The organism is Saccharothrix sp. S26 (assembly GCF_021390395.1).
GTDB lineage: Bacteria > Actinomycetota > Actinomycetes > Mycobacteriales > Pseudonocardiaceae > Actinosynnema.
Map to the genome: position 1 here is coordinate 186,603 of NZ_JAJUWT010000006.1, position 24,363 is coordinate 210,965.

A 24,363-nucleotide genomic window follows, 5' to 3' on the forward strand; every position below is an offset into this window, starting at 1 on the left:
GGATGCCGACCTCAGCGGGACTGTTGCAAGATCGGTGTGTTCGGCCCGACATGCCCAGTCGGAGGTCCGGCGGGATGGGCACTGTAAGTGATGACATCTGAGCTCGTGGGGACGAGGAAGAGCAGGACCGGGACCGGGCGGCAGCCGTCGCCAGCTGTCGCCGGAGCAGGCCGCCGCGGCGGCGGTGGTGGTGGCCGAGGCAGGCTCGGTGGCTGGCGCTGACCGGCCCGGACGGGCTGCTCAAGCTGTTCATTAAGAGTGTGCTGGAGACCGCCCTGGCCGAGGAGATGACCGAGCATCCCGGGCACGAGAAGAACCGGGCCGAACCGGGCTGTGAGTCGACCAATGTGCGCAACGGCACGCGGTCGAAGACGGTGATTTCGGACGCTGCCGGCGAGGTGGAGGTCGAAGTGCCCCGCGACCGGGAAGGCAGCTTCGAGCCGCAGATCGTCAAGAAGCGGCAGCGTCGTCTCACCGACTCGACGAGATCGTATCGTCGTTGTACACCAGGGGAGTGACCACCGGGGAGATCTACGGCGCCCCGGTGTCGGAGAAGACGGTCTCCCGCATCACCGAGAAGGTCTTGGCGCAGATGAACGACTGGGCCGCCCGCCCGCTGGACGCCGTCTACGCGGCGGTGTTCCTCGACGCGATCGTGGTCAGGGTCCGTGACGGCCAGGTCGCCAACCGGCCGGTCCATGCCGTGATCGGGGTGACCGTGGATGGGCGCGAGGACGTGCTCGGATTGTGGATGGCCGCCGGCGGCGAGGGGGCCGAGTTCTCCGACGGGCGTGCTGGTCGATCTGAAGAACCGCGGCGTCGGGGACGTGTTCTTCCTGGTCTGCGACGGTCAAGGGCCTACCGGAGGTGGTGCCAACGTGTGGCAGCGGACCGTGGTCCAGACCTGCATCGTGCATCTGATCCGCAGTACCTTCGCCGCTGGTGGCCCGTCAGGACGGGGACGCAGGTGATGATGTGCTGGAAGCCTGTGCTGAACGCCTTCGCCATCACGTTCGGTGACCGCTGGCCGAACGCCGAGAACTACTGATCAACAACGCCGGACACACCGCTCACTAGATAGACCTGGCACCTCCAGCGGGTCGTCGAGGAAGCGGCCGACGTAGCATACGGTCGCCAGCTGCACGGCGTAGCCGAGCCGGTTGTGGTCGCGGCGCTTGGTCTGGACCAGCGCCCGGTCGACGTTGTCGAGGACGAAGTACCGCTCCAGCTCGGCGCGGGCGAACCCACCGGTGGAACGGCCGTAGGCGGCGGCCTGGTCGTCGGACAGGAACTCAACGGGTACTGCGCCCTCCTGCTGCCTCTCGTCCGCCCACCGTGGTGGGATCGGGGCGAACTTCAGCAGCGAACGGGTTATGGTCAACCGGTGTATGCCCTGGTCAGGCGCTAATTAGCGCTGTTTCCTGTTCCATTGTTCCTCCTCCCTATACGGTGGTTTTGCGCCAGGGTGCTTCGGGGTCGGCGAGGGTGTCGAGCAGGAGTTGGCACCAGGTGACCGCGGCGTTGACGGCCAGGTGTGCGTGGCGTGGGCGGAGTCCGACGCGGGCGGCGGCAGTGCCGTGTCCGGTGCCGTAGCCGCGGTTGCGCAGTTCGCCCAGTCCGGCCGTGATGGTGGTGACCGCGCCGAGGATTTTCTTGACCGCGTCGCTGCCGTCGGGGCCGGGTGCGGTCGAGGAGGGGTGCAGCCCGAGTGCTTCCTGGGCGGCCCGAGCGAGGGCGGGCAGGTCGTCCTTGTCGTTGACGGGGCGGCCTCGTTCGAGGAGCACGACCTTGGCGGTGCTCTCGACGAGTTCTTTGGCGCTGCCGATGGCCAGTGCGGGGTCATCGGGGATCGCGCGCTGGATGCGGTCGAGTTGCTCCTGGATGGCCGTGGGGTCGGTGAGCGTGGCCAGGGATCGCAGCGGCCGTAGCGGGCCTCGGTCGGCGGGTGGGGTGATCAGCCCGGTGCCGGGGTGGTCGACCGTGCACCCGTCCCTGCGCAGGGAATCGTAGAAGCGCTGGAGGTAGGGACCGTCGGGCCAGTCGATCAGCAGCCGCTCGAAGACCCGGCAGACGCGGGCGATGTGCCCCGGATGGGTCCAGTCGACGGACTCCAGGTACTGCTGGGTGGTGGTGCGTCGGACGCTGGTGTCGTCGTAGCGGCAGTCCGGGTTGGGGGCGAAGCCCTCGTCCTGGAACGCCGTGCTGATGGCGCCGACTGAGCTGTCGGTCATCAGGCTGCGGAACAGGCCGCGGGTGCTTGTGCTGATCATGTCCTTCACCTGCTGCCCTCCTGCGGTGTCTGTGTGGGCGCTCCGGCGGTGAAGTCCGGGCGTGTGTGCTGGATCTCTGCGCGGACGGTGAACCGGCAGTCGCCGCTCAGGACCTCGCGGATGTCGTCGATGTCGGTCCTGGCGGTGCTGGTGAGCCCATGGGCCAGCGCCAGGCGCACGACTCCGGCGGGATCGGAAGCCAGTCGTCGGCCGATGCCCTCATCGCCGCTGTCGATCTCTGCCCAACAGTGGGCGGCGAAGGCACGGATCGAGGGAGAACGTGATGCGGCGAGCGCGAGCAGGTCGTTTTTGAAGGTGTCGGCCGGAGCCTGGGCCAGCGCGCTTTGCAACAGCCGGGGGTTCTCGATGTCACCGTCCATGAGGGTCAGCAACAGGTTGCGGGCGATCCGGTCGCGTTCCTGCTCGTCCGGGGCGAGGATGACCAGCAGTCTGTTCGCCGCGAGCACCAGCTCTTTCGGGGAAGCCAGCCGTCGCGGGAAAAGACCCTCGTCGCTGCCGACCCCCTGTCCGCCGGCGATCGGTCGTACGGCCTGGAGGATCGTGGCGCGGAGGTCGGTGTCGAGCGATGCGGCGCCGCATCGTTGGGCGACGGCGGCGATGGCGTCGATCGCCTCGCGGCGCTCGACGTTCAGTTCCCGCGGTTCCAGCGCGATGTCGAGCATGGCGGCCACGAAGCGGTCACGTCGATCCGGGGCGCCGAGGTGGGAGAGGCCGGCCACGCTGACCAGGTCACTGCCGAACCCCGCGGAGCCCGGCGTGTAGGTGCGTGGTTTCGCCGCGGCCTCCAGCGCCGCGTTGGCGTGCTCGACCACGACAGGTGTCCTCACCTCCAGTTCCCCGAGCACGGGCATGAGCCACGGCGCCTCGCCCGTCTCGACCGCACGTGACAGCCGTTCGACCAGGTACTCCTTGGCCGGCGACAGGAGCTCCAAGGCCCGGTCGAGCGCTTCCGACACCGCTTTCTCCGTCACGCACAGCAGGTCGGAGAACTGGTGCGCGGCGTCGGCCACGAGGTCGGGATGTACCCGGGCGCACCCCAGCAGGAGGTCGACGTGTGACTCGATCGAGCGCCGCAGTCCTCCCTTCCCGGCGACCGGCGCCAGGCGGGCGAGCAGTCTGCCCGCCGCGTCCCGCGGCGAGGCCCACACCAAGGCGGCCAGCGCCGTCAGCAGCGTCTCGTTCGCACCCAGGGTCGCCCAGCCGCGGATGGGCCCCGTGGTGATCAGCCTGCCCTCCAACTTCTCGAACAACTCCCGCGCATGCTGCTCGGCGACCAGATCACCGTGCGCGCCGAGGAACTCGTACGCTGCCCTGGCCTGCCATACCGGTCCGTCGACCCACGCCTGCTCGGGCACCAGTTCGGTGTCGGGTTGCTGCCGCAACAGCGCCGTGGCCTTCTTGTGCTCGGTACCGCGCAGATAGCGGTCGACGGCCAACGGCACGTTGTCGTCGCCCAGGGCGTCGCCGAGGCTCGTGTCGCACTGGCGCTGGTTGGCCAGGGCCGCCCCGGTCGACATGCGGTGCCTCAGGCGCATGAACACGCGGTGGGCCCGGTCGCGTTGTTCGGAGGCGAGGGCTTCCAGACCGCGCGCCAGCAGCTGTTCCTTGCCCTCGAACACGGTGAGCTTATGACTGCGGGGAAGCGACTGCGCAGTGTGGTGCGTCTCGTAGCCCATGCCGGGCCCACCGAGGGCGAAACGCAGGTTGCGCAGGTCGTACAACCACGTGCGCACCTCGGCGTACATCCGCTCACGAGTGCCGGCCGCGACGGCCTGCTCGTAGTTCTCGACCGCGCCCGCGAGGTCGTTGCCCCGTGCGAGCGCCTGCCCGTGTCGGGCACGGGCCAACACGTACAGCTCGGGACCGCAGTCCGCCTCGACCGAGGCCAACAGGGGCGACCAGTCCCGACGGCACTCCGCGACGGCGATACGCACGCGCCCGGCGAACTCCGCCGCTTCGTCGGGCGCCGCCGCCGCGTGCCCGAGGGCGCGGTCGCCCAGGCTCTCGAAGAGCTCGGGCAGACCGGCGGCGATCGCTTCTTCGGCCAGCCACAGCAACAACTCCCCGGCGAACTCGTCGTCATCGCGCACGGCTGCGACGCGTTCGGCCGCATCCGGCAACGACATGTCTCCGGCCTCGTACCGCAACACCGCGTACACCGCCGTGCCGACACGCGCACGGGCGTTCGGCGAGTGCCGGAGCTCGTCGACCAGCTTGAACTCGTCCGGGAACTGGGACGGTACCTCTCCACGCCGCACCGGCCCCCAGGCGGCAGCGACGGCCGCGCGCATCGCGGCATCGTGCTGTCCGCTTGCCCGCAGTGCCCGCGTCAGCTGCGGCTGCAGGCCGGCGGCCTGGTGGAGGTAGCCATCCGTCTGCAGGTCGGCCATCACCGACTTGTACCGCCGGGCGGCGGCCCGCGGGTCGGACTTCGACAGCTTGTCGGCTTCGGCGAGCCGGTCGCGCAGCGCACCGTCGGCGAGAGGGCCGTGGAGGACGGCATCCGGAGCGAACACCGGTCCGGCCTCGTCCGGGGGGTGGAGGATCTCCCTGCAGTCGAGTCCGTCGGCGGCAAGCTCGCCGCGCAGCTCCTGGGCGTTGGTGAACGTCCGGTCGGCCGAGAGGTTTTCGCAGGTCACCAGCAGACTGCGCCAGGCTGTGTCGACCTGGGAAGCATCGGTCATCGTCCTGCCCAGCATGGCGTGCACGGTCTGCAGGTCCCGTCCGCCCGGCTGGAGGTCGAACGCCATCACCCGCAACACCGAACAGAATGCGCGAAGATCCTCGCGCGCGATCTCCGAGCCGGCCTGCTGTCGCCACAGTCGTCGCACGTGCCCGGTGAAGACCGCCAGCGCCGTCCGCTCGCCCGCACTGTTGGCCAGTTGCTCCTCACCGGAGGAAGGGGGCGCCGTCGCGAGCCGGTTGACCACGGTCACCAGGTGGCGACGAATCGGTTCGGGAGCATCCGTGTCGGTCGCGATCACGATGCGGTCGATCGTCGGGTTCCACTCCCGTTCCGTTCCCGGTTCCGCTGCCGCGCCCGGCGGTTTCCGACGGAACATCCGGACCGCCTGCTCGAGTGCCTGTGCCAGCGGGGACTCTTCCGTCCGGCCGAGCTTAAGGCCTTTCTTCGCCTGTACGGCGATGAAGCCCTCGTTGTCCGTGAAGGCCACGATGTCGTCGACGGGATAACCGGCCTGCAAGCCCACATGGGTGAGCCAGCCCGCGGTGCGCGGCCATGGCCGCGTGGCACTGGTGGGCAGGCGGGTTCCCGTCACCACGTGCGCGGCCAGCAACGCGCCCACCTGTATCTCGAACCGGAAGCCGCCAGCCGCTGCCGATCCCCCGCCGCTACTGGTCGCCATCCGCGAACCCTAGCGGTCGCGCGCCCGGCCGGGCCGTCATCCGCGACGCGGACCCGCGGGCAACGACCTTGGGCGTCTGCCTTTGGCGGGACTCGGCGAGCAGAAGGCACGATTTGGTGGAGACCACGCAGGCCGCCCGCGACCTTTTGGGCGGCCTGCGCGAAGCTGCTCGGCGAGTGGACCCGCCTGCCCAGCTCGGTGGTCATCGACCGATCCCGCGAGTGACCCGACTCGGCATCACATGACGCCGCAGTCGGAAGCCGTGTCATCCGGAGGCGACGCCGTTGCTTCCCGAACCGCGGAGGAGCGGCGGTGGCCCGGCTGTCACGGACGAAGTCCCCTTCGCCCGGACCGGCTGGATTCGCTCGTCCGCCGGACGAGGCGGTGTGCCGCCATGTGGGTGTAGGCAGTGCACTGTTCGGGTGTCAATTCCATGAGTTTGCGTCAGCCCACCGGTACGGAGTCGTCACGTAGGGCATCCACTGCCCGTCGGCGAAGGTGACAGATGACGACATCCATGACTGATCAGGATCTACTGGACGGCTGGTTGCAGGGCAAACAGCGTAAGGGTGAGCGGAGGCGTTCGCAGGACCCGCACGTGCACCTTGGGTTGCGGTTCGCGTTCTACGGGCGGATGTCGACCTCGGAGTACCAGGACCGGTACTCCTCGCGGTTGTGGCAGCGGGAGGTGTGCGAGCGCCTGGTCGCCGGGTACGGGGTGGTCGCGTCGGAGTTCTTCGACGAGGGCGCCTCGCGACGGCGTCGGTGGTCCAACCGGCCGGAGGCGGCGCGGCTGTTGGAGGCGTTGGCCGACCCGGACCGCGGGTTCGACGCGATCGTGGTGGGCGAGTACGAGCGGGCGTTCTGCGGTCGTCAGTTCGACGAGCTGGTACCGCTGCTGCGTGCGGTCGGGGTGCAGGTGTGGCTGCCGGAGGTCGGTGGCCGAGTGGACCTGGATGACGACGAGCACCGTCGGTTGATGACGTTTCTGGGTGCGCAGTCGGAGCGGGAGGTGATCCGGGCGCGCAACCGGGCACTGGCGGCGATGAAGGCGCAGGCCGAGTTGGGCCGCTATCTGGGTGGACGTCCGCCGTACGGGTACATGCTGGTCGACGGCGGACCGCATCCCAGGCGTGCAGATGCTCGATGGGGACGCCGTGCGCAGAAGCTCGCACCTGATCCGCGCACCGCCGGATACGTGAAGTGGATGTTCGCCCGTCGGTTGAGCGGGGTGTCGGTAGCAGGGATCGCCCGTGAGCTGAACGAGCGTGGTGTGCCGTGCCCGTCGGCGGCGGATCGAGGGCGTAACCGGCACCGCTCGGGTGAGGGATGGAGGGTGCAGTCGGTGCAGACGATCCTGGAGAACCCGCGCTACACCGGCCGTCAGGTCTGGAACAGGGTCGCCAACGACCGCGACGAGGTCGACCTGCACACCGGACGGCCGGGACAGGTACCGAACCAGCCGCAGGACTGGGCGATCTCACTGGAGGTCGTGCACACGCCGTTGGTGAGTATGCGCGACTTCACCGCGGCCCAGAACGTGCGCGCCCGACGCCCCAACGACGACGGCGGTGAACGTCGGTACCTGTTGTCGGGTTTGGTGGTGTGCGGGGTGTGCGGGCGGCGGATGGACGCGCACTGGGTGCACGGACGTCCCGGCTATCGGTGCCGTCACGGCTACAGCAGTGCCCGCCCACGCCTGGCGGATGGGCCCAGGCCGCTGTACTGGCGTGAGGATCGTCTGCTGGAAGACATCCCGGTTGCTGCGGCGTCCGCGGGTTTCGCGCGGCCAGCCGTGGGCGCCGACATGGTGGTGTTTCTGCGCGAGAAGGATATGACCATTGCCTGCGGGCACCGAGGGATCGAAGTCGTTGGAGGTCTGATGCCTGCCCTGTCGTCGCGGGGTTCGGTGCTGACCGACGATGCACTACGGTGAGCGGCCATGTCCGAGGGTGAACAGGACGCGGTGGGTTCCGCGATCTCGGGTGCCGTGCCTCCACGGTCCCGGGAGGCGGAGGGGCGGCTGTTGTTGCGTCGTCTGGTCGCTCCATTGGTGCGGGCGGGCTGGTCGGAGGCCACGGTCGAGGAGTGGTACGACGACGAAGATCCGGACCGGGGAGGTGCCGAGGTCGCGGAGGTCACCGTCGAGTTGGAGCGGTCGGGCTTCCACCTGCTTGTGTCGTGGAATCCTGTGACGGGTCTGCTGGTAGTCGCGGACCCGACCGAGGGTTGGGATTGGGACGACGGACTGTTGCCGCCGCTGTTCCCGCTTGACGAGGAGATCACCGTAGACCTGGCCGGCGAGAGTTCGCAGGCCGTTCGTGCCGAGACCGCACGTCGGGCGTTCGCGGCCGCAGGACTGCTGGATGCCACGAGGATCCGGCTGTCCGAACCGGCTACCTTCCTGCACGCCGATCTGGTCATGTCCTTCCGGGCCGACTACGTGCATGACGCGGCCATACGTCACCGTGGGCGTGACGACCTCGCCGGGGTGTATGCGTCGCTGGGCGAGGAGTTCTCCTGGCGGATCGCCTCGGGGATGCGCGCCTATCCGCTGATCGTGCCTGCGGCGGTGCCGTCGGCCGCGGCGCGGGGGATCGCGGAGTGGTGCTGGCGCCGGGAGAGCGTGGTCGAGGAGTGGCACCACAAGGTCGACGACCTCACGATGGCACGTGCCAACATCGCCGCCACCCGGGCGGTCCTGCCCCACGTGCACCTCGAAGGTGTCGACTGGCCCGCCGTGCGCCTGGCTCTGACCTTCCCTGGTCGGCGCCTGGCCGACGGCCGCGCCCTGGTCGGGCTGTTCGATGACGGCTGGGAACCGATCCTCGCCTCGATCCACGGCCAGGTGGACCTGTGGCAGCGCGCGGAGGACGAACTCGGACCGCAGACCGTGCTGGCGTTGCTGAGCATGCACGGCTCGCGCACCGAGTCCGTCGGCGACTGGTGGGGCTCGGGGCACTTCGAGACCCTCACTCGACTGGTGATCGAGAATGGGGCACAGGTCGGCAAGCTGCCTCGGACGGCGCTGGAGTTGTTCGCCGACGCGGATCGGTTCGCCGACATCGCCGCCCACGCCCCCGACGTCCTCGACGACGACCTCCTGTACTGGCTTACCCGCGCCATCTTCGATGAACAGTCCCGACGCCGTATCGAAGGGGAACCCGACACCGCCGTCGTCACCTTGCCCGACTGGGTGACTGAGGAACTCACCGAGCTGCTCACGACCGACCGCGACGACACGTCCTCCTGACCGGGGGCAGTGCCGACAACACAGCCACGAAGCCGGCGAGGTCACTCGATCGCGGGTTGTGTCCGTGATCCCGTTGTCGGGGCGTCGATGTCGTGACGGCCCGGATCGGACAGCGGGGTGATGGTGTGCGGCCGATCGGGCCTGTCCCAATCCATGTTCTTGCCACCGTGCCAGCCTCGAAGTTCGAGTGTGGACGAGGGAGGCGGATCGTGGCGGCCTTGTGCGACCGAGATGTGCTGACCGACTGGATGGGACTGTGGACCGAGGACGACGCCTACGGTGCCCGCGGAGTCCATCCAGGACCTGCCGTGGTAGACGGGTTGCGGTTCGCCTTTTACGGCCGTACCTCGACCATTGAGCACCAGGACCCGGAGACCTCGCGGGCGTGGCAGTTGGAGGTGTGCGAGGACCTGGTCGCCGGGCACGGCCGGATCGTGGTGAGCTTCTTCGACGCCGGGAGGCCACGGCGTGATCGGTGGCGGGATCGGCCGGAAGCGGCGGAGCTGTTGGCGGCGATCCGGGATCCGAATCGCGGGTTCGACGCGATCGTGGTGGGGGAGTTCGAGCGCGGGTTCGCCGGGGATCAGATCGAGCACGTCGTGGCGCTGTGCCGCAGACACGGTGTACAGGTGTGGCTGCCCGAGGCGGGCGGTCCGCTGGACCTGGACAACGCCGAGCACCGGGCACTGATCCGGATGCTGGGCGCGCAGGCGCTCCGCGAGGTCGTACGCGCCCGGCACCGGGCGATGGCCGCCATGCGTGTTCAGACCCGTGATCACGGCCGCTACCTGGGCGGGCGTGCCCCCTACGGCTACCGGTTGGTGCCCGCAGGCGCGCACCCGAACCTGGCCGAGGCGCGTCGCGGTCGGTGCGTCTACCGCCTGGAGCCCGACCCGGACACCGCACCCACGGTGCGGTGGCTGTTCACCGAGCGTCGAGCCGGGCGCAGCGTGCAGGACCTGGTCGTCACGCTCAACCGGCAAGGTACGCCATGCCCGGCCGAGCATGACCCCGAGCGCAACCAGCATCGGACACGTCGTCGGTGGACCGCGCAGTCGGTGGCGTCGATCCTGTCCAATCCGCGCTACACCGGTTGGCAGGTGTGGAACCGGCAGAGCGTCGACCACGACCATCACACTCCCGGCGAGCGCAGGCGGCGCCGCGTCACCAGGTGGAACCCGAGCAACCGCTGGGTCGTCTCCCGGCAGCGCTCCCACGCCCAACTGGTCAGCGAAGCCGACTTCGTCGCAGTCCAGCGACTGCGCTCGAACCGCCCTAACCGGGAGGGAGAGTCCCGCGAGTACTTGTTCGCCGGGCTGTTGCGCTGCGGCGTCTGTGGCCGGCGGATGGACAGCCACTGGGTGCACGGCCGTGCTGGCTACCGCTGCCGCCACGGCCGCACCGGTCCCCGTACCGGGCACACCCTGGCCACGCTGTACCTGCGCGAGGACCACCTGATCACCAGGATCAGCCATGCCTTGCACATGCCCGTGGCCGCGAGCCCGAGCCGGGTTGCCGCGCAGCTCCGCGCCCGCCATGTGATCATCGTGTGCACCGCCGACGGAGTGTCGGTCGAGACGCTCCGCCCGGTCCTGCGGGCCGCATAAAGACGAAACCACGGGTTCGATCTGATAAAAGCAAGATCGAACCCGTGGGGTAAAACTGTGTCCGATTTGCCCGAACACGCATCTGTGGGGAATTTCCCACTCGCCTCGAAGGGGAGTGGCTCATAAGTCCAGCTTAGCAGGGGTCTGGGGTGTCGTCGCAAGAGTGGGAAAGTTCCCACTCGAACTTTCGTCCAGTGAAATCGGCAGGGGTCTTTACGGTCGCACTCGGTAGTCGCCGTTCGGTCGGGAGGGTGCTCCTTGGTCGGTCGGAAGCCCGAGTCGCGAAATGCGGTTGATTGACTTCGGGCGACGCAAAATCCATTCCGTTCTACGGATTTGCGACCCGCCTTCGGTGCGATCTCGTTACGTTTCGTGATCCGCTGACTGTCCACATTGTCGGTGCGGTGGCGTACGGTGCCCGGAACCGCGGACTGGCTTCGTCTGCGGGTGGATCGCGGGTGGGAGGGCGTCATGGGCGGCCGGAGGAGCAAGGCGAAGTCGGGTGAGCAGGAGCTGCTTCGTCAGCGTCGGAAGCATGAGCGTGCGGTGCTGGCTGCCTTGTCCGGTTTCGGTGATTTGTTGGCTGCCGTACACGTGATCGTGTCCTCGCCGTTGGGGATGCACCGGCATTTGACTTTGTCGTATGCGGTGAGGCTGGCGTTGCGGGCGGCGGTGCAGCGGCGTCCTGCGGTGCGGGCGGTGGGTGGTATGCGTGAGCTGATGGAGTCGCTGGTGGCGTTGGCCGGGCCCGCGGCGTCGTTGGAGGACGAGGTTCCTTGGGATCCGCGAGTGCCCGCCGTGGGGGTCTTCCTCGGCCGGCCGTACCGGTTGTATCCGGGGATGTTGGAGCGTCCGTTGGCGTCGCTGCGGACGGCGGAGCTGGTCGCCCAGGCTGTGGACCCGGCTTTGAGGCGCATGGTGGGGTTCGGTGTGAATAACTGGGTCGAGGTGTTCCTGATGCACACCGAGCGGGTGGTCGAGATCCTGGCGCCTGCGTGGCCTGCGGACGGCGAACCGGAGGTTGGGGACCTCCCGGTGGTTGGCACTGAGGAAATGCGGGCCGCTGAGGAAGTTCTGCTGTGGACTGCGCTGGGACCGGAGGCGACGGAGGAACAGCGCAAGGCGCTGGAGTGGGGCACGATCCCGCTGGGTCGGCTGGAGGTCGACCTGCGGATGATGACCACGTGCTTCGGTAGGGCTGTTGCAGTGTCCGGTCCTGGTGGTGCGCGGTATGCGCTTCCGCTGCCGTACGTGACCGAGGCGTGGGAGTCCGGCATCGCGCAGTTGGCTGCCCGGGCTGCGGCGCGGTCGTGGCGGTCGCAGCAGGAGTGGCTGCGGATCGCGCGGGGTGAGGTCGGCAAGCTGCTGCACTCGCTGCACGATCTTCCGCCCGCTGACGTGTTCCAGGGACCTGCGGGGCCGGTGATGCTCATCTTCTACGGGCGACGCCACGTCCTGGCTCTTGCGGTCGCGGCGCAGATTGGACCTGAGGGTGGTGTCCGTGAGGCCGAGACCGCGTTGGCCGCGATCACACCGGGCGTCACCGTGCCCACCGATGCCGGGCCGCTGACCCTGCCGGAGGATGTGGAGATCGTGCGGGTGGTGGTGACCGCGCTGATCGGCACCTCGTTCATCGGGGTGACCGAGCCGGTCGCGATGATTTCTCTGGAGGACCTGGCGTGGATCGTCAAGACGTGTGAGCGTTCGGACGAGCTGTGGGCGTTCTTCCACGAGCAGGTGGTCACCAACGCGGATGTGCAGATGTTCGGTTGGGAGCCGGTGAATACCTGGCAGACGTGGCGGGCCAACGGTCAGGCGCTGCATCGCGCGGGGTTGCCGCCCACCGGCATCATGGTCGCCCTGCACCAGGTCGGTGACGAGGAGTGGGAGCTGGCGGGGCGGCGGGTCCCGCTGGAGTGGGCGTTGCACCGGCTCGGCCTGCCGCCGGTCAACCAGTTGGCGGTCGTCATGTCGGAGGGCGATCCGGTCAGCTTCGTGTCCGCGGACAGGACCGTGTGGGCGTTGGGTCTGCTCGATCGTGCGGATCCGTGGCACGGGCCGCTGTTCGCCGAGGTCCTGCGGGGGTCGATGCCATCGCATCTGGTGGCGTTCGCGTTCGACATGGTAGGGACGGCGTGCCGGGTGGCGCTGCAACTGCGAGACGAGACCATAGCGGTACTGCGTGCTTGCGGCCTCGATCGGCTGGTGGTCGAGTTCGCGTACGAGGATGCCTCTGGCGAACCATTGACACTGGAAGGAGGTGAGGGCGGTGAGGGCGGGATCGTCATCCGGTGGACTTCCTCCCTGCAGCACCATGAGGTCGAGAACCCCGGATACGTTCAGCGCCGACTCGGTGAGCTGATCACGACCGCGTTGCTGCGCAACTGCGGCAACGATCAAGCAGCGGCGATCGAGTCTTTGGCCGCCGCCTGGCCCACCGCGACCCGAGTGCTGGTGGTCTCGGCCGAGACCACCTTGAACGAGGCTCTCGACATGCGGCGGCCCGCGCCGGTGCCGGGGTGGGCGGTGTCGCAGGCCAACAGGCTGCTCGGCGTCCACCTGGTTCGCAGCGGACAAGCGGCGGGGCGTCGCGACCACGCCGAGTCCAGGGCACTCGAATTGGAGGTGATTCTGCCCTGGCTGCGTCACCAGGTGGAAGAGAGGTTCGCACGCTTCGACGCCTCTGCGGTGCTGCACCGGGCTGCGGAGGAGATCGAAGCAGTCGCCTTCACACGCGAGGCGCACCGACGTCAACGTTCGAATCGTACGCAGATGCCACCGCGCTTGTCGGAGACCGGTGATCCGGTACTCGAACCGGACGGCGAGAGCCCTTTGGTCAAGCAGTCGGCGGTTCTGGCGACGCTGATGGAACTCGCCCTGGTGGCCGATCGGCAGGGCACAGCTGAACCCGATGACATCGAGTGGGCCCACCTGCTGGCATTGGCCGGTTTGTTCGTCGACTCCACCACCCGCGCCGACGCCCTGCTGCACGAGATGAGCGGCGAAGTGACCGACGTGTCCGACCGCTTCGAGATCACCCTCCACACCGGGGAGTCCACGGCCGTCGACATCGAGGCGTTCAACGACGCCCGCCAACGCCATTACCAGCGGACGACCACGCGACCCGATACCGAGCAGGGACGCGGCCCTGACCCCAGGGAGATCCTGGCCTAGGTCGATCCGGCGATGCTGACCGACCTCGGCTGCACCGCCACGGCGCTGCTGGGCGCCTGCACGGTGCTCAGCGCCTGGCCGGTCACCAACGAACACCCGACTGCGGAAGTCGCGCTCGTCGACGTCGAGACCGAGCTGGTCGACCAACTCGACGTCGACCGTGCGCAGGCGCAAGCCGCGCTGGCGGCCCTGACGCTGACTGGCGCCGACTTGGCCGCTGAACGCGTGCAACCGTGGAAAGCGCGGGCCCGCGACCACCGGCTCCTCACCCGACCCCTGATCCGGCTGACCGAGCACACGGTGCTGGTCCTGCCCTGGAACTCGGCGGCCACGGGACGGGTCACCAGCGGCTACCTCACCGACGGCCTGCTGCCGTGGCCGACCAGCCGCCTGGACCGCTGTCCGACGGTGCGCAGTGCTATCGACCAGGTTCGATTGCAGCGCACCAGGGTCTTGGAGGACCAGGTCGACGAGCGGTTGCGGGAGATGGGGTTCATGGTACGCAGCCGCATCAAGCCCCACCACGCGCACACGATCGGACTCGCCGCCCTGCCCGGCGAGATCGACCACATCGCGATGCACCCCGACAAGGGCGTCCTGTGGGTCATCGACGACAAGGATCTGGCCGAGGTGTTCACCCCGGCCGAGATCAAACGCGCGGTTCGGCAGTTCTACGATCCGAAGAAGGGCGAAGTCGGCAAGTTGCAGGCCAAGGTGGACACCGTCGCGGCGGATTGCACGGCAGTCGCGGACGCCTTGGGCGTACCGATGCCGACGTCCGTCCAAGGACTGTTCGTCACACGGCGCCCGAGCCCGGCGGCCTTCGTGCCACGGCCGCTCATGGCGTTCGTGACACTGGAGGAGTTCGACGGCCTGATGGCCGCGGGCTGACACGTCACCAGCTCGTCGATCGACCTGACGTCACGCGGCCGGGAATGGGCCACTCCAGATCATTGATGGTCATGCCGTCCTCGTCGCGGCGGGGCCGCACGGCTTCGACATGCCTCTGAGTTGGCCTTTTCGCAGACCGTAGAAGAGTTCGTCTTCGCTGATCAGCGCGCCACCGGTGTTTGCATCGAAGTTATGGCGATCCGGCTGCGGTAGACGTATGTTATCGCTCAGGACGTCGTCGGGGTGCATGTAGATGTGACAGCGAGCATGCCGTACCAATTCCTGGTTGATTTAATGAGCGTATATCGTCGAACCGGATTCGTCGAAGTCGGGAACGAAGACATACTGAACCGGCAACTTGTGTCGCGCTGGATCAGCAGTGCTGCATATCGGCTCAGTGGGGCAAGAAAAGCGTCGTGCCGTCCGGCCTGAGGAAGCGGTCGGAAACGCTGGTCCGAAGGACTGCCGATCCGGCGGCTGCGCCTCGTCTCGTCTTCGGCTCCTTGGCCACGACGGCGTGGGAACTGGCCGAAACATGGTTGGCGTATATGCCGTTGGCGAGGCGGACTTCGGCTGACGCTGTCAGCGCTCAGAGTGAATAAGGGCTGGTCGGTAGGTGCATGATCGGATTACAGCGTTCGCAGAGGACTCGGCCTGGGCGCCTCCACAGAAGGTGTTCACCACACCCCTCACACTCCACGCTCGAGTCGGCAAGGTGCGACGCGTTGTAGCAATCGGTGGGCTCTGACGAGGCGCGGTCGGTCTCCGACGGTATTTTCGGGGTGTAGCGGGCAGGGCCTCCGGTCAGCGACTCGTAGAGTCGCAGGTCGTTCGGTGGGACCAGGTACACGATCCGGCCGGTGGTCATGAGTGGCACCGCTTTGCCAGCGGGGACCAGAGCCGCCACGTGATCCAGCGTCAGACCTGCCCACGGGTTGAGCTTCGGGTGATCGCCACCGCAGTGGCGGCGGTTGGTCGGGCATGTCTTGAAGTTGTGCACGGTGCACTTGGCGATGTCGACTCGGCGCAGACCGGTGGCCACGGCCGAGCCCCTGGGAGGAAGGTTGTCCCACGGGATGTGGTTGCAGCCCACCGAGGGCACCCGGTGGAACCACTTCGGTAAGCGCTCTGCGGGGGTGAACCACAGCGACAACCAGCCGGCTCGATGTGATCGAGCGGTGCGGCCACTCGCTGTCGACAGGTTGATGCGGGAGAGCTGGACCTCCACGCCGGTAGGGGTGGGCCCATGGATGGCGACGTCGAGGATGCTCCCGGTGCTCGTCGTGAACTCGGTGTCGCTGCGGTAGCCGGCGTCGTCGCCGGCCCGGTGCCAATACTCTTTCTGCCGCTTGTGCTCGTCGCTCTCTCGGACGATCTCATGCGTGCCATGGCCGCCGCCCGCGAAGTGGCTCGCGTAGTACTTGCCGTCGCGCCTGCGGACGAACATCTCGTCGTGGCCAGACACCGCTGGTTCCAGGCAGAGCAGCACGCGGTCGCCGCGCCCGATCTTGCCCCGCAGCGAGGAGACCGTCTGATAATCGCTCTCGGAGAGACGGGAGAGGTCCAACTCGCGGTTGTCCGGGACGTACAGCACACGCGTCGTCATGACGGCCCCGCATTCTCACGACCAGTAGGTGGTTGAGCGAAGAGCTGCGTACCGCGATGGTACGACGCCTGGCGAGCGGCACGGGTGGGCTCGGTGCACTACCGGGAAAGGGCCATAGGTGGTCGTCAGTATGGCGACGGCGGGGCGAGTCCCGTCGACTTGCGGATACTGTAGCGGTCACCGCTGGGCCGTCACTGGCGAGACGCCTGACCTGCCCGAGTGGGTGCACAAGCTCCACACGGCCTCCACCACCCGAAGCCGTGTGCTCGGCATCGGGGGTTTCTCCGCACCGTTGCGCCCCAGGATGGGGAGCCTTGATGAACGGCATGTCTAGCGCACTGAGGTGCCCAGGGCTGTGCGGACGCTCTGCAGCGCAGTGTGCAGCGGGATGCGCTCCTGCTCGATACGTCGGTGTCGTGTCCATTGTGGTGAGCAAAGATCCTCGTACAGGGAGCGTTCCTCAGCGGTCAGGTGCGGTGTCGGGCTGGGGGTGCGTGGCTGTAGTGGCTTGCCGTGGCGGTCGACGCTGGTGCCGTAGCGTTCCCAACGCTGGTAAGCGGCGCGGTTCATCAGCAGCGACCGTGCGGGGATTCCGGCGGCACGGAATCCGGCGAGGATTTCGAAGCCGTCGGGGTCAATGTCGCCCCAGTAGAACACGGCGGGGGCGTCGGTGATCCAGGTGAAGGACGCTGCGGTGGTGCCGCCCCGTCCGCTGCCTTCCACGGCGATACCGCCGGTCAGCGGCGGGAAGTGGACCGCGGTGTCCTTGTTCTCGCTGATGATGATCACTACTGGCGGATAGGGCAGAGGGAGGTTGTCGCCCACGGTGGCGCAGTCGTGTCGGCGGCCGCCCGAACCGAGGTGTGCAGGGTCCAGGTAGGTGAGGTGTAGGCGGGGCGGGTGGGGTGGCAGCAGGTGCAGTTCGTCGACGCCGGCGAGTTCGCGCAGCAACGCGTGCCGGGTGTTGAGCCATTTGGCGTGCAGCCCTTCGATCGGCACCTGTCGAGGCGTGAGCGGCGCGGGCGGGCCGGTGACGGCGCGTTCAGCGAACCAGTCTGCAGCGCGGCTGAGCAGGTCGAAGTCCACCTCGTCGTAGTCGATTACCTGGCGCAGCACGGCGGCAGGGGAGCGCGGCAGCGGGTTCCGACGTAGCAGGATCCGCGCGCGGGCGCGGGCGGTGGCCAGCGTGTCGTGCCAGCCAGTGATGCGGGCGGCGGTGTCGATGTCATCGACGAGCAGATGGGTAGGCAGGTGCTGTTCTGTGCCGTGGACGCGGCGTATCCGCCAGCGCAGCGTCATGCCGTGCCGATCGGCCCACTCGCGCCAGTCGCGGACCAGGCCCACGACGTCGCCGAAGTGGGCTGCCAGCATGGTGGCGTCGGGCTGTCCCAGCGGGAACGCGTGCGGCCATGCCGGCGGGCCAGCATCGAACGCCGACTCCGTCGTATCCGGTTCGGTCTGTGGTGTCTGGTGGCCCGCGCCGGGCGTGTGGCGGTGGTGCTCCCGTAGGACGGTGTCCGGCCAGCTGCGTTCCAGGCGTCGTCGGACGTCGTGAACCACCAGGTGGGGTGTCCTGATCCCGGCGATCGGGTCGGTGATGGTCCGATCGCCGCTGCGGGCCGTGCCGCGTGCTCGGCCGGTCATCAGCTGCTGCCCCGTCCTGTGGTGTCTTCGGGTGTGGACGGGCCGCCCGGATCGGCCGGTGTGGCGGCGGAGGTGCCGTTGTCTGCTACCAGGCTGTCCAAGGTGTCGCGGAAGGCTTGGCGGTCCTTGACCGGGTGAAGGAACGAGCGCTGTGTCCGGGTGTCCGTAGTGATCACCAGCAGTGCGTTCATGTGCGGTTCCAGGCCGGTCACCTTGTCCAGCGGGGCGCCGATGACGAGTTGGAAGCCCAGCCCCCGCCAGGCCTGCACCGCGCGGCCGGCGAACTCGGCGTCGGCTTTGATGAATCCCTCGTCGAGGAACACCGGGGCGAACCGCGGTCGATCGCGCAGTTCGTCGCCCAGCCGGAACCTTAGCGCCGCGCCGACGATGAACGCGATGAGTTCCTGTGACTCGCCGCCCGACTTGCCGCCCAGCGATGAGTGGGTGGACACCAGGTGGCCGGTCTGCTGGTCGTAGCACTCGGCGGTGACGGTGACGTGTTTGCGCACGTCGAGCAGTTGGTCGCGGTCGCGCTCAACCGCGCCTGTCTTCGTCGTGCCGCCGCGGCCGGGGGTGGCTCGCAGGCCGCGCGGATCGTCCTTGGTTCGGATCTGGTCCATGAAGGCCTGTAGATCCTGGAACCGCTGTTCCAAGGCGTGGTCGTCCAGATGTGTGGTTGCCGTGGACGAAAGCTGGGCCAGCTCGCGGCGGAACGTGGTGACGTGCTCGAAGCGTTGTCTGCGCATCCGGATGCGCAGACGGTTGGCGTTCGCGCCGAACGGCAGTGCGCCGAGGATGGCGTTGATCGGTTCCAGGCGCCGTTCGATCTCATCGATCGCGTCGCCCATCGAATGGGCCAGCGGTACGAGGTCCTCGCCGGACCAGTCGGTCAGCCGGCGTCGCCACTGGTCGCGACGGGTGTGCAGGCCGGTGGCCTCGATTTCGTCGTAGAGGCGTGCGTAGTCGGCGTAGGAGTCCAGCGTCTTGCCGAGTTTGGGGTCGTACCAGTTGTGCTGGAACTGCATGAACCGGTCCTCGATGAGACTAGTGAGCTGGGTGATCCGTTGACCGGACACATCGGCCTGCTCACGCAGTCGTCGGCGGAGCGCGACCAGGTATCTGGGGAAGTCGGCGAGGATGTTGTCGCGGTCGGCGGTGACGGTGGCGAAGTGCCGATCCAGTTCCCGGGTCTGCTCGTTGGTGAGCACGACCCGCTGTTCGCGGTCCAGGCGCTGCAGCTCGCCCACCACCGCGTCCTGCCGGTCGACCAGCTGGTTCCACAGCTCGTTCAATTCTCTGTGGTGGCGTTGGCAGCCGTACACCTGGTTGCGGGCCTGCTCGACCTGGCCCTCCAGATCCTCGATGTGTTTCTGCAGGGCCTGGAGCCGGGTGTTGTCGTCGAGGATGGCCTGGCGTTGCCTCCGCAGGGCGGCGATGCGTTCGTCCGAGCCGGGCACGTCGATGTCATCCCAGCTCAACCGGGCCACCGCCTGGCAGGCGCCGATGCGTCGCTGCAGTGTGCCCTGCTCGGCTTCGACGGCCTTGACCGCCTGCCCGGTGGATCGCAGGTCGCGTTCGATGTCGGCGAGTTCCTCGTCGATGTCGGCGAGGGTGTCGGTGTTGGAGAAGCCGATGATGTTGTGCCGTTCGGCGCGTCCGTGCGAGCCGCGGCGACCCCGTCGGGTTTGCCCGGCGGGGGTGACCCGGTAGCCGTGCCCTGCCAGGTCGGCTGCGGTCGGCACGCAAAGCGCGTTGAGGGATGCGTCGCTGACGTGCTCGAATACCCACGAGGTGAACGGGGTGGCCTTGAATTGCAGTTTTCCGGCGATCCGCTGTGAGTCGGCTGCTGCGGTGCGCGTCGGATTCCACGGTTGCAGCGTGACGCCTTCGAACGTGATCCGGCCGGTCAGGTGCAGCGGGTCGATCTTCCGGGAGAAGTCCTCCAGCCGGTCTCCGGGCACCAGCAGCAGCCGTGCACTGGCGCCTAGGACGGTCTCGATCGCCGTGCGCCACTGCTGCTGGCCGTCGGCAACGTCGATCAACTCGGCGAGGAACGGCAACTCTTCCGCCGCGAGCCCGGCCGCCTGCGCGACCTGGGCGCGCAGTGCGTCGAGCCACGGCGGGACACGGCCGCTACGGCCCTCGTAGGACGTCCGCTCTGTCCTCAGTTCGGTTCGCCGCTGCAGAAGAGGGAACTGCTGCTCCTGCAGAATTCTGTCGCGACGCTGCTGCAGTTCGACGGCTGTGGAGTCCGCGGCATCGACCAACGCCGTCGCGGCCTCGCGTAGTGCCTGGTAGTCCGCCGCCGAGTCCAACCCGCCGGGCAGATGCCCGCTCAGGATGACCGTGTCGCGGGCAAGGACCGTACGGCGCTGGTCGAGTTCGTTACGGCGCGCGGTCTCCACCTGAAGGTCGTCGTCGATCCGCCGCAGGGTTCCCCCTCCTGCGGCGTCGTGGTCGGCCTGCGCCTGTGTCAGGGCCCGCTCCTGCTCGGCGCGTGTGAGCTGTGCCGTGGCCAGGGCCTTCTCGGCGTGGTCACGCTGCTTGCGGTTGGTGTCGACGGCGGCGGTGAGCAGGGCGTCCTCGGTGCGTAACGCCCATAGCGCGACGGGTGAGTCGGCGCCCAGATCCAGGCCGAAGCCGTCGATGGCCCCGATCCGGTCGCGTGCCTGACACAGCTCGTCGTACCAGGCTTTCACCGGGGCGAGCATCTCGGCTTTGAGCTGCTCGGTATGCATGGTCAGGTAGGCGTCCTCGAGCGCGTTGAAGTGCTCGATGGCGCGGTCGGCGTCGTCGTAGGTAGCGGGCCGTTCGAGGACCATCTCCTTGTACAACTCGTCGACGGTGCGGATCTGCTGGCCGGCCTGCACGCGGGCCAGCAGCCGCAGTGCCTTGCTGCCGTCGCCGCCCGCGCCGATGCCCAGCCGGGTGAACAGTTGCTGGGAGAACGTGGAGTACCGCTCGTGGTGTACGGCGCCGGGGATCCGTGCCTTGACCTGGGCGGGGGCGAACGGCGACGGGCGAGTGGTGGTCAGCGGCGCCAGGTCGGCCAGGTCGAGGGTGCCGTCGAAGGTGAACATGCGACTGAGCACATCGGCGAATCGGGTGACGCGGGCCGCGGCGTAGTAGAGCCGGAAGGCGGTGAAACGCCGCCCGTGGTCGTCGACGAAGGTCGCCGCGACCGCACCCCAGGTGTCGGTTCCGTCCCCGCGCAGCACTTTGGGCTTGTCCGCGCCGTCGGCGTCCTCGGTGGTGTCGGTCTGTCCACGCAGGTAGGACAGCAGGTTGCGTTGTTCGGCCGAGCGCGCCCGACCACGCACGGCGTCGTTGGAGGCGCCGTTGAACGGGGTGTCCGACGGCTGCATCAAGGCCAGCCACGCGTCCTGGACGGTGGACTTCCCGGTCCCGGATGCCCCCGACATCAATGTGGAGTCGCGGTCGAACTCGATCAGCCGGCGTCCCTCGAAGCCGCCCCAGTTGACCAGTTGGATGCTTTCCAGGCGGTGTTGCACGGTGGCCGGTGTCGTCTCCCGTCGCGCATCCGATGCCCGCGTGGCCGGGGCGGGGGCAGGGCCGGTCGCCGTGGACGACCGGGCGGAATCCGCAGGAGCGCCGGGTACGACATCCTTGGCGGAGGCCGGGGCGATCGAGGGCGCGGCGGTCGGGCCGGGCCGTGGTCGGATGTCCGCCCGCAGGTCGCCCAACTCCAGGGTCATCTCCTCGGTCATCGTCCACTACTTTCATTCACCGCTGTCGGCGGCGTGGTCGGGTGCCGTCGCGGTGACGGAGGCAGCAGGAGAGTGGTCGGCGGGCGTGGTCGGGCCCCCGGCGCCGTCGGTGTTCTGTTGCCGCAGCCAGGCGAGCAGTTCGGTGAGCCTGGACAGCGGCATGAGCGTGTCGATGGCGCGTGCGACCTCGAACCGCTCACCGGTTTTGCGGCCGATCAGCAATCCGGTCTTGAACACCTTCTCGATCGCCCGCTCGACCCTGCCGCGGTCACCGACCTTATCGGTGGCGTGGGCGGGCCGGAACCGTGTCACGTAGTCGTGGATGTCGTCGCGGTCGACGAACACCCGGCCGGTGCCGGCGGCCTGCTCGGTATGCGACCGGGTGCGCAGGCACAGCAGCACGATGGTCTCCTCGCGGGTCCACGCCTGGTCGTAGAACAGCGTCGGGAATCGTCGTCCGCCACCCTCCGGTGTCGCCTGCCGGGTGAAGGCGACCTCACGCTGGGTGTCCAATTCCAGGACCATGAACAGGTCGTTGAGGCGGGCGCGGATGGGGCGTGGATTGCCGACGAGAGTCCGCCAGTCCCGTGGGTGGGTCTGGGCGCTGATGAACGGATGTTTGATCAGGTGCACCAAAGCTTGCCGTTGGGCGAACAACAACGCGCCCTCGTCGCTCTCGAACAGCGAGAGCGTCGAGGTGCTTTCCGTGTCGCCGTCGTCGTCCAGGTCGGGGAACTCCTCGCCCACACGGCCGTGCGCATCGGGCTTCTCCGGCTCAGGCCATGCCGTCGTGTCCTCGACATCGGTATCTGCGGTCGGGTCACCGATCGATGTGGCCTGATCCTGCGTGCTGCGGGATGTCACGACGTGCAGGGACGCGGCGGGCTCGTCGCCGAGGTTGTGGATCATGTCGATTGCTCCCGTCGCTCGTCCCGGTGCGGGCCGTCATTCCCGCTGCGTGTCCGCTCGGCGTCTCCGTCGGCCGACACCGCTGCGGTCGTGCCGTCGTCCGCGCCAGCCGTGGCGATGCCGTGGGCGGGGACGATCCTGGGCACCTCCAGTGATCGACAGCTGCCGTCGGGGCGCACCGTGTCGTACACCTCGGTCTCCTCGGTCACGGCCAGAGCGTCGGTGTTGGTGGCAAGGTGCAACAGGCCGTAGATCTCCACCGGCCGCCGCAACGCGTTCGGGAACCCGCGGAACAGGCCACCCGCCGAGTCCGGCGCACCGGATGTGCCCAGCGTCGACAACCGTGCTCGCAGCGCGTCCAGCGAGGGGCCTCCCTGCATCAGCAACTCCCGCATCGACGGCGCGTCGGGCTGGTCGGCCGAGACGTCCACCAGCGGCGGCGGTGGCGCGGACGTTTCGGCGTCGTGGAACCGTTCACGCAGCAGCGACACCTCGATCTCCGCTGGTAGCAACGACACCGGCACCCGGGTCTTCGGCCCGCCACGCAGCATCCACACGGTGATCTCCGACTCCAGCGCCCGCAACGTCGCGTCCAGCTCACGGTCGCGGGTGCGGTCGTAGGTGGTGATGAACTCCTTGAGCGCCGAGGTCGCCCGCCCTCGTTCCACGATCACCCGACTCATGCCACGCCGGATCATCGACACGGTGCCGCGCAGGTCCGCACGATCGGAGTCGGTGAGGATGTCCCCGGCCAACGGGTGTTCCAGAAGGTCGGCGATGTCCTCACGCAACTGCTCGACCAGCACCTGGTCGCGCAGGAGGTCGAAGGCACCCTTGAACGCCCGACCCTCGGGGGTGGCCTCCTCCAGCGAGTCGGCCTGTCTCAGGTACTCGTCAACGGTCTGCCCCGCGGGTCTGTCCTCACCGCGCAGCGACACGAAGATCTGATCACGCAAAGTGGTGAACGACTCCGACACGCGCGCGAAGTCCGAGGGCAGACCGGCGACCAGTTCGGTCAGCTCGGAGAAGCCCTGCAACATGTAGTCGGCGCCCGCCGCGGGCATGTCCCCACCGGCGAGCAGCCGGTCCCGTTCCCGGGTCAGACGCCCGATCTCGGCATCCAGGATGTTCACTCGCGCCGCCCGGTCCGGATTGGCCACCCGGTTGAAGCGGCGGACCTGCTCGAGGATGGTGGCGATCCGGTGCTCCGAGAGGGTGGCGCGTTCCCTGGTCAACTGCTCGACCAGCCGCAACGCGTCCTGGGCGTGCGAGGTGAGCGTGTACTGCTCGGTGCCGTCCTCTGTCGGAGACCGGATGAGCCACTGATCCGACACCCACTTGCGGCACAACCCGCGCCCCGACCCCGCCGGCACCTCCCGGTCGGCCAGCCCCGACAACCGCAACTCGGTGAGGAACGCCTCGACCATCTCGTGTAACCGGGCCGCGGGCACGGCCGGGACCTCACGGGAGAACGCCGAACGGAACACCGCGATCACCACCGGAGCGTGCCCTTGGTGCAATAAGGACAGCGTGGGTTGCTCGAACGCCTCCTTCACCCGAGCACGATCAGCGACGACGCCAGACATCCCCCACCTCCCACAATCGCGCACGCACCAGCTGGCACGACATCCCGTCCACCCGCCCGAGCGCGCATGCCGGCTCGACAGTCGCCACCGATCTCACCGCCGCGTCGGTCGGCCCGGTGCCCCTCGACGACACCAACCGGCATCGGCATCGCATCGGGCGATCGTCCCCACCGCGCCGCCGACGGACAGGATCCGGATACGGCAAAGGGGCCGGCACATCCCAGCGCGCGGAGCGTGTCAAGCCCTTCACCCGCCCATCGCCGATGCCCGCGACAGCGTTAGCCACATCGGAGCGGTCGGAACGCCCAG

Annotated in this window: 14 protein-coding genes and 1 pseudogene; 7 read left to right on the top strand and 8 right to left on the bottom strand. The window is 68.3% G+C overall.

Features of this window, described 5'->3' with window-relative positions; genetic code table 11:
• Positions 1-260: 260 nt before the first annotated feature.
• Together LZG04_RS42960 and LZG04_RS42965 are read left to right on the top strand one after the other, a co-directional pair.
• A pseudogene (locus LZG04_RS42960) lies at positions 261-718 on the top strand (transposase); the annotation flags it as partial.
• Positions 719-722: 4 nt separating this feature from the next.
• On the top strand, positions 723-971 hold the full coding sequence (locus tag LZG04_RS42965; RefSeq protein ID WP_374202807.1) for a transposase: 249 nt from the start codon (positions 723-725) through the stop codon (positions 969-971).
• A gap of 77 nt (positions 972-1,048) precedes the next feature.
• Here LZG04_RS42965 and LZG04_RS41640 read toward each other — a convergent pair whose 3' ends face one another.
• The 3 genes from LZG04_RS41640 to LZG04_RS11405 all read right to left on the bottom strand — a co-directional run bounded on the left by LZG04_RS41640 (position 1,049) and on the right by LZG04_RS11405 (position 5,656).
• A complete protein-coding gene (locus LZG04_RS41640) occupies positions 1,049-1,381 on the bottom strand; it encodes a DUF4158 domain-containing protein (RefSeq protein ID WP_267936016.1) in 333 nt (110 codons plus the stop codon).
• A 61-nt stretch (positions 1,382-1,442) separates the two neighbouring features.
• Positions 1,443-2,270, bottom strand: coding sequence for an abortive infection family protein (locus LZG04_RS11400; protein WP_233815800.1), 828 nt, complete (start codon positions 2,268-2,270; stop codon positions 1,443-1,445).
• Between the two features lie 5 nt (positions 2,271-2,275).
• The gene (locus tag LZG04_RS11405) at positions 2,276-5,656 is read right to left on the bottom strand and encodes a hypothetical protein (RefSeq protein ID WP_233815801.1); all 3,381 of its coding nucleotides are present in this window, start codon (positions 5,654-5,656) and stop codon (positions 2,276-2,278) included.
• Between the two features lie 505 nt (positions 5,657-6,161).
• On the opposite strand from LZG04_RS11405, the gene LZG04_RS11410 reads away from it, so the two are divergent.
• The 5 genes from LZG04_RS11410 to LZG04_RS11430 all read left to right on the top strand — a co-directional run bounded on the left by LZG04_RS11410 (position 6,162) and on the right by LZG04_RS11430 (position 14,581).
• Positions 6,162-7,592: a recombinase family protein gene (locus tag LZG04_RS11410; RefSeq protein WP_233815802.1), complete on the top strand. Its 1,431-nt coding sequence runs from the start codon at positions 6,162-6,164 to the stop codon at positions 7,590-7,592.
• Between the two features lie 6 nt (positions 7,593-7,598).
• A complete protein-coding gene (locus LZG04_RS11415) occupies positions 7,599-8,909 on the top strand; it encodes a hypothetical protein (protein WP_233815803.1) in 1,311 nt (436 codons plus the stop codon).
• A 308-nt stretch (positions 8,910-9,217) separates the two neighbouring features.
• Positions 9,218-10,516, top strand: a complete 1,299-nt coding sequence (locus tag LZG04_RS11420; protein WP_233815804.1) for a recombinase family protein — start codon at positions 9,218-9,220, stop codon at positions 10,514-10,516.
• Positions 10,517-10,987: 471 nt separating this feature from the next.
• The gene (locus LZG04_RS11425) at positions 10,988-13,690 is read left to right on the top strand and encodes a hypothetical protein (protein ID WP_233815805.1); all 2,703 of its coding nucleotides are present in this window, start codon (positions 10,988-10,990) and stop codon (positions 13,688-13,690) included.
• A 12-nt stretch (positions 13,691-13,702) separates the two neighbouring features.
• Entirely contained in the window at positions 13,703-14,581 is an 879-nt protein-coding gene (locus tag LZG04_RS11430; protein ID WP_233815806.1) for a hypothetical protein, read from the top strand.
• Positions 14,582-15,170: 589 nt separating this feature from the next.
• Here LZG04_RS11430 and LZG04_RS11435 read toward each other — a convergent pair.
• The 5 genes from LZG04_RS11435 to LZG04_RS11455 form a co-directional block, all read right to left on the bottom strand.
• On the bottom strand, positions 15,171-16,187 hold the full coding sequence (locus LZG04_RS11435) for a hypothetical protein (protein WP_233815807.1): 1,017 nt from the start codon (positions 16,185-16,187) through the stop codon (positions 15,171-15,173).
• A 330-nt stretch (positions 16,188-16,517) separates the two neighbouring features.
• Entirely contained in the window at positions 16,518-17,831 is a 1,314-nt protein-coding gene (locus LZG04_RS11440) for a DUF3322 and DUF2220 domain-containing protein (RefSeq protein ID WP_233815808.1), read from the bottom strand.
• A complete protein-coding gene (locus LZG04_RS11445) occupies positions 17,831-21,559 on the bottom strand; it encodes an ATP-binding protein (protein WP_233815809.1) in 3,729 nt (1,242 codons plus the stop codon). Before LZG04_RS11445 ends, LZG04_RS11440 begins: the two co-directional genes overlap by 1 nt.
• Before the next feature lie 12 nt (positions 21,560-21,571).
• Positions 21,572-22,468, bottom strand: coding sequence for a DUF4194 domain-containing protein (locus LZG04_RS11450; RefSeq protein ID WP_233815810.1), 897 nt, complete (start codon positions 22,466-22,468; stop codon positions 21,572-21,574).
• Positions 22,465-24,024 carry a DUF3375 family protein gene (locus LZG04_RS11455; protein ID WP_233815811.1) on the bottom strand — a complete coding sequence of 520 codons (1,560 nt, stop codon included), beginning with the start codon at positions 24,022-24,024 and terminating at the stop codon, positions 22,465-22,467. The genes LZG04_RS11450 and LZG04_RS11455 overlap by 4 nt, the downstream gene beginning before the upstream one ends.
• Positions 24,025-24,363 lie beyond the last annotated feature (339 nt).

Bases quoted from the DNA above. Each gene is read 5' to 3' on its own strand.
- LZG04_RS42965 (WP_374202807.1), top strand. From the start codon at position 723: ATGGGCGCGAGGACGTGCTCGGATTGTGGATGGCCGCCGGCGGCGAGG.
- LZG04_RS11405 (WP_233815801.1), bottom strand. From the start codon at position 5,656: ATGGCGACCAGTAGCGGCGGGGGATCGGCAGCGGCTGGCGGCTTCCGG.
- LZG04_RS11400 (WP_233815800.1), bottom strand. From the start codon at position 2,270: ATGATCAGCACAAGCACCCGCGGCCTGTTCCGCAGCCTGATGACCGAC.
- LZG04_RS11445 (WP_233815809.1), bottom strand. From the start codon at position 21,559: ATGACCGAGGAGATGACCCTGGAGTTGGGCGACCTGCGGGCGGACATC.
- LZG04_RS11415 (WP_233815803.1), top strand. From the start codon at position 7,599: ATGTCCGAGGGTGAACAGGACGCGGTGGGTTCCGCGATCTCGGGTGCC.
- LZG04_RS11425 (WP_233815805.1), top strand. From the start codon at position 10,988: ATGGGCGGCCGGAGGAGCAAGGCGAAGTCGGGTGAGCAGGAGCTGCTT.
- LZG04_RS11410 (WP_233815802.1), top strand. From the start codon at position 6,162: ATGACGACATCCATGACTGATCAGGATCTACTGGACGGCTGGTTGCAG.
- LZG04_RS11440 (WP_233815808.1), bottom strand. From the start codon at position 17,831: ATGACCGGCCGAGCACGCGGCACGGCCCGCAGCGGCGATCGGACCATC.
- LZG04_RS11450 (WP_233815810.1), bottom strand. From the start codon at position 22,468: ATGATCCACAACCTCGGCGACGAGCCCGCCGCGTCCCTGCACGTCGTG.
- LZG04_RS11430 (WP_233815806.1), top strand. From the start codon at position 13,703: ATGCTGACCGACCTCGGCTGCACCGCCACGGCGCTGCTGGGCGCCTGC.
- LZG04_RS11435 (WP_233815807.1), bottom strand. From the start codon at position 16,187: ATGACGACGCGTGTGCTGTACGTCCCGGACAACCGCGAGTTGGACCTC.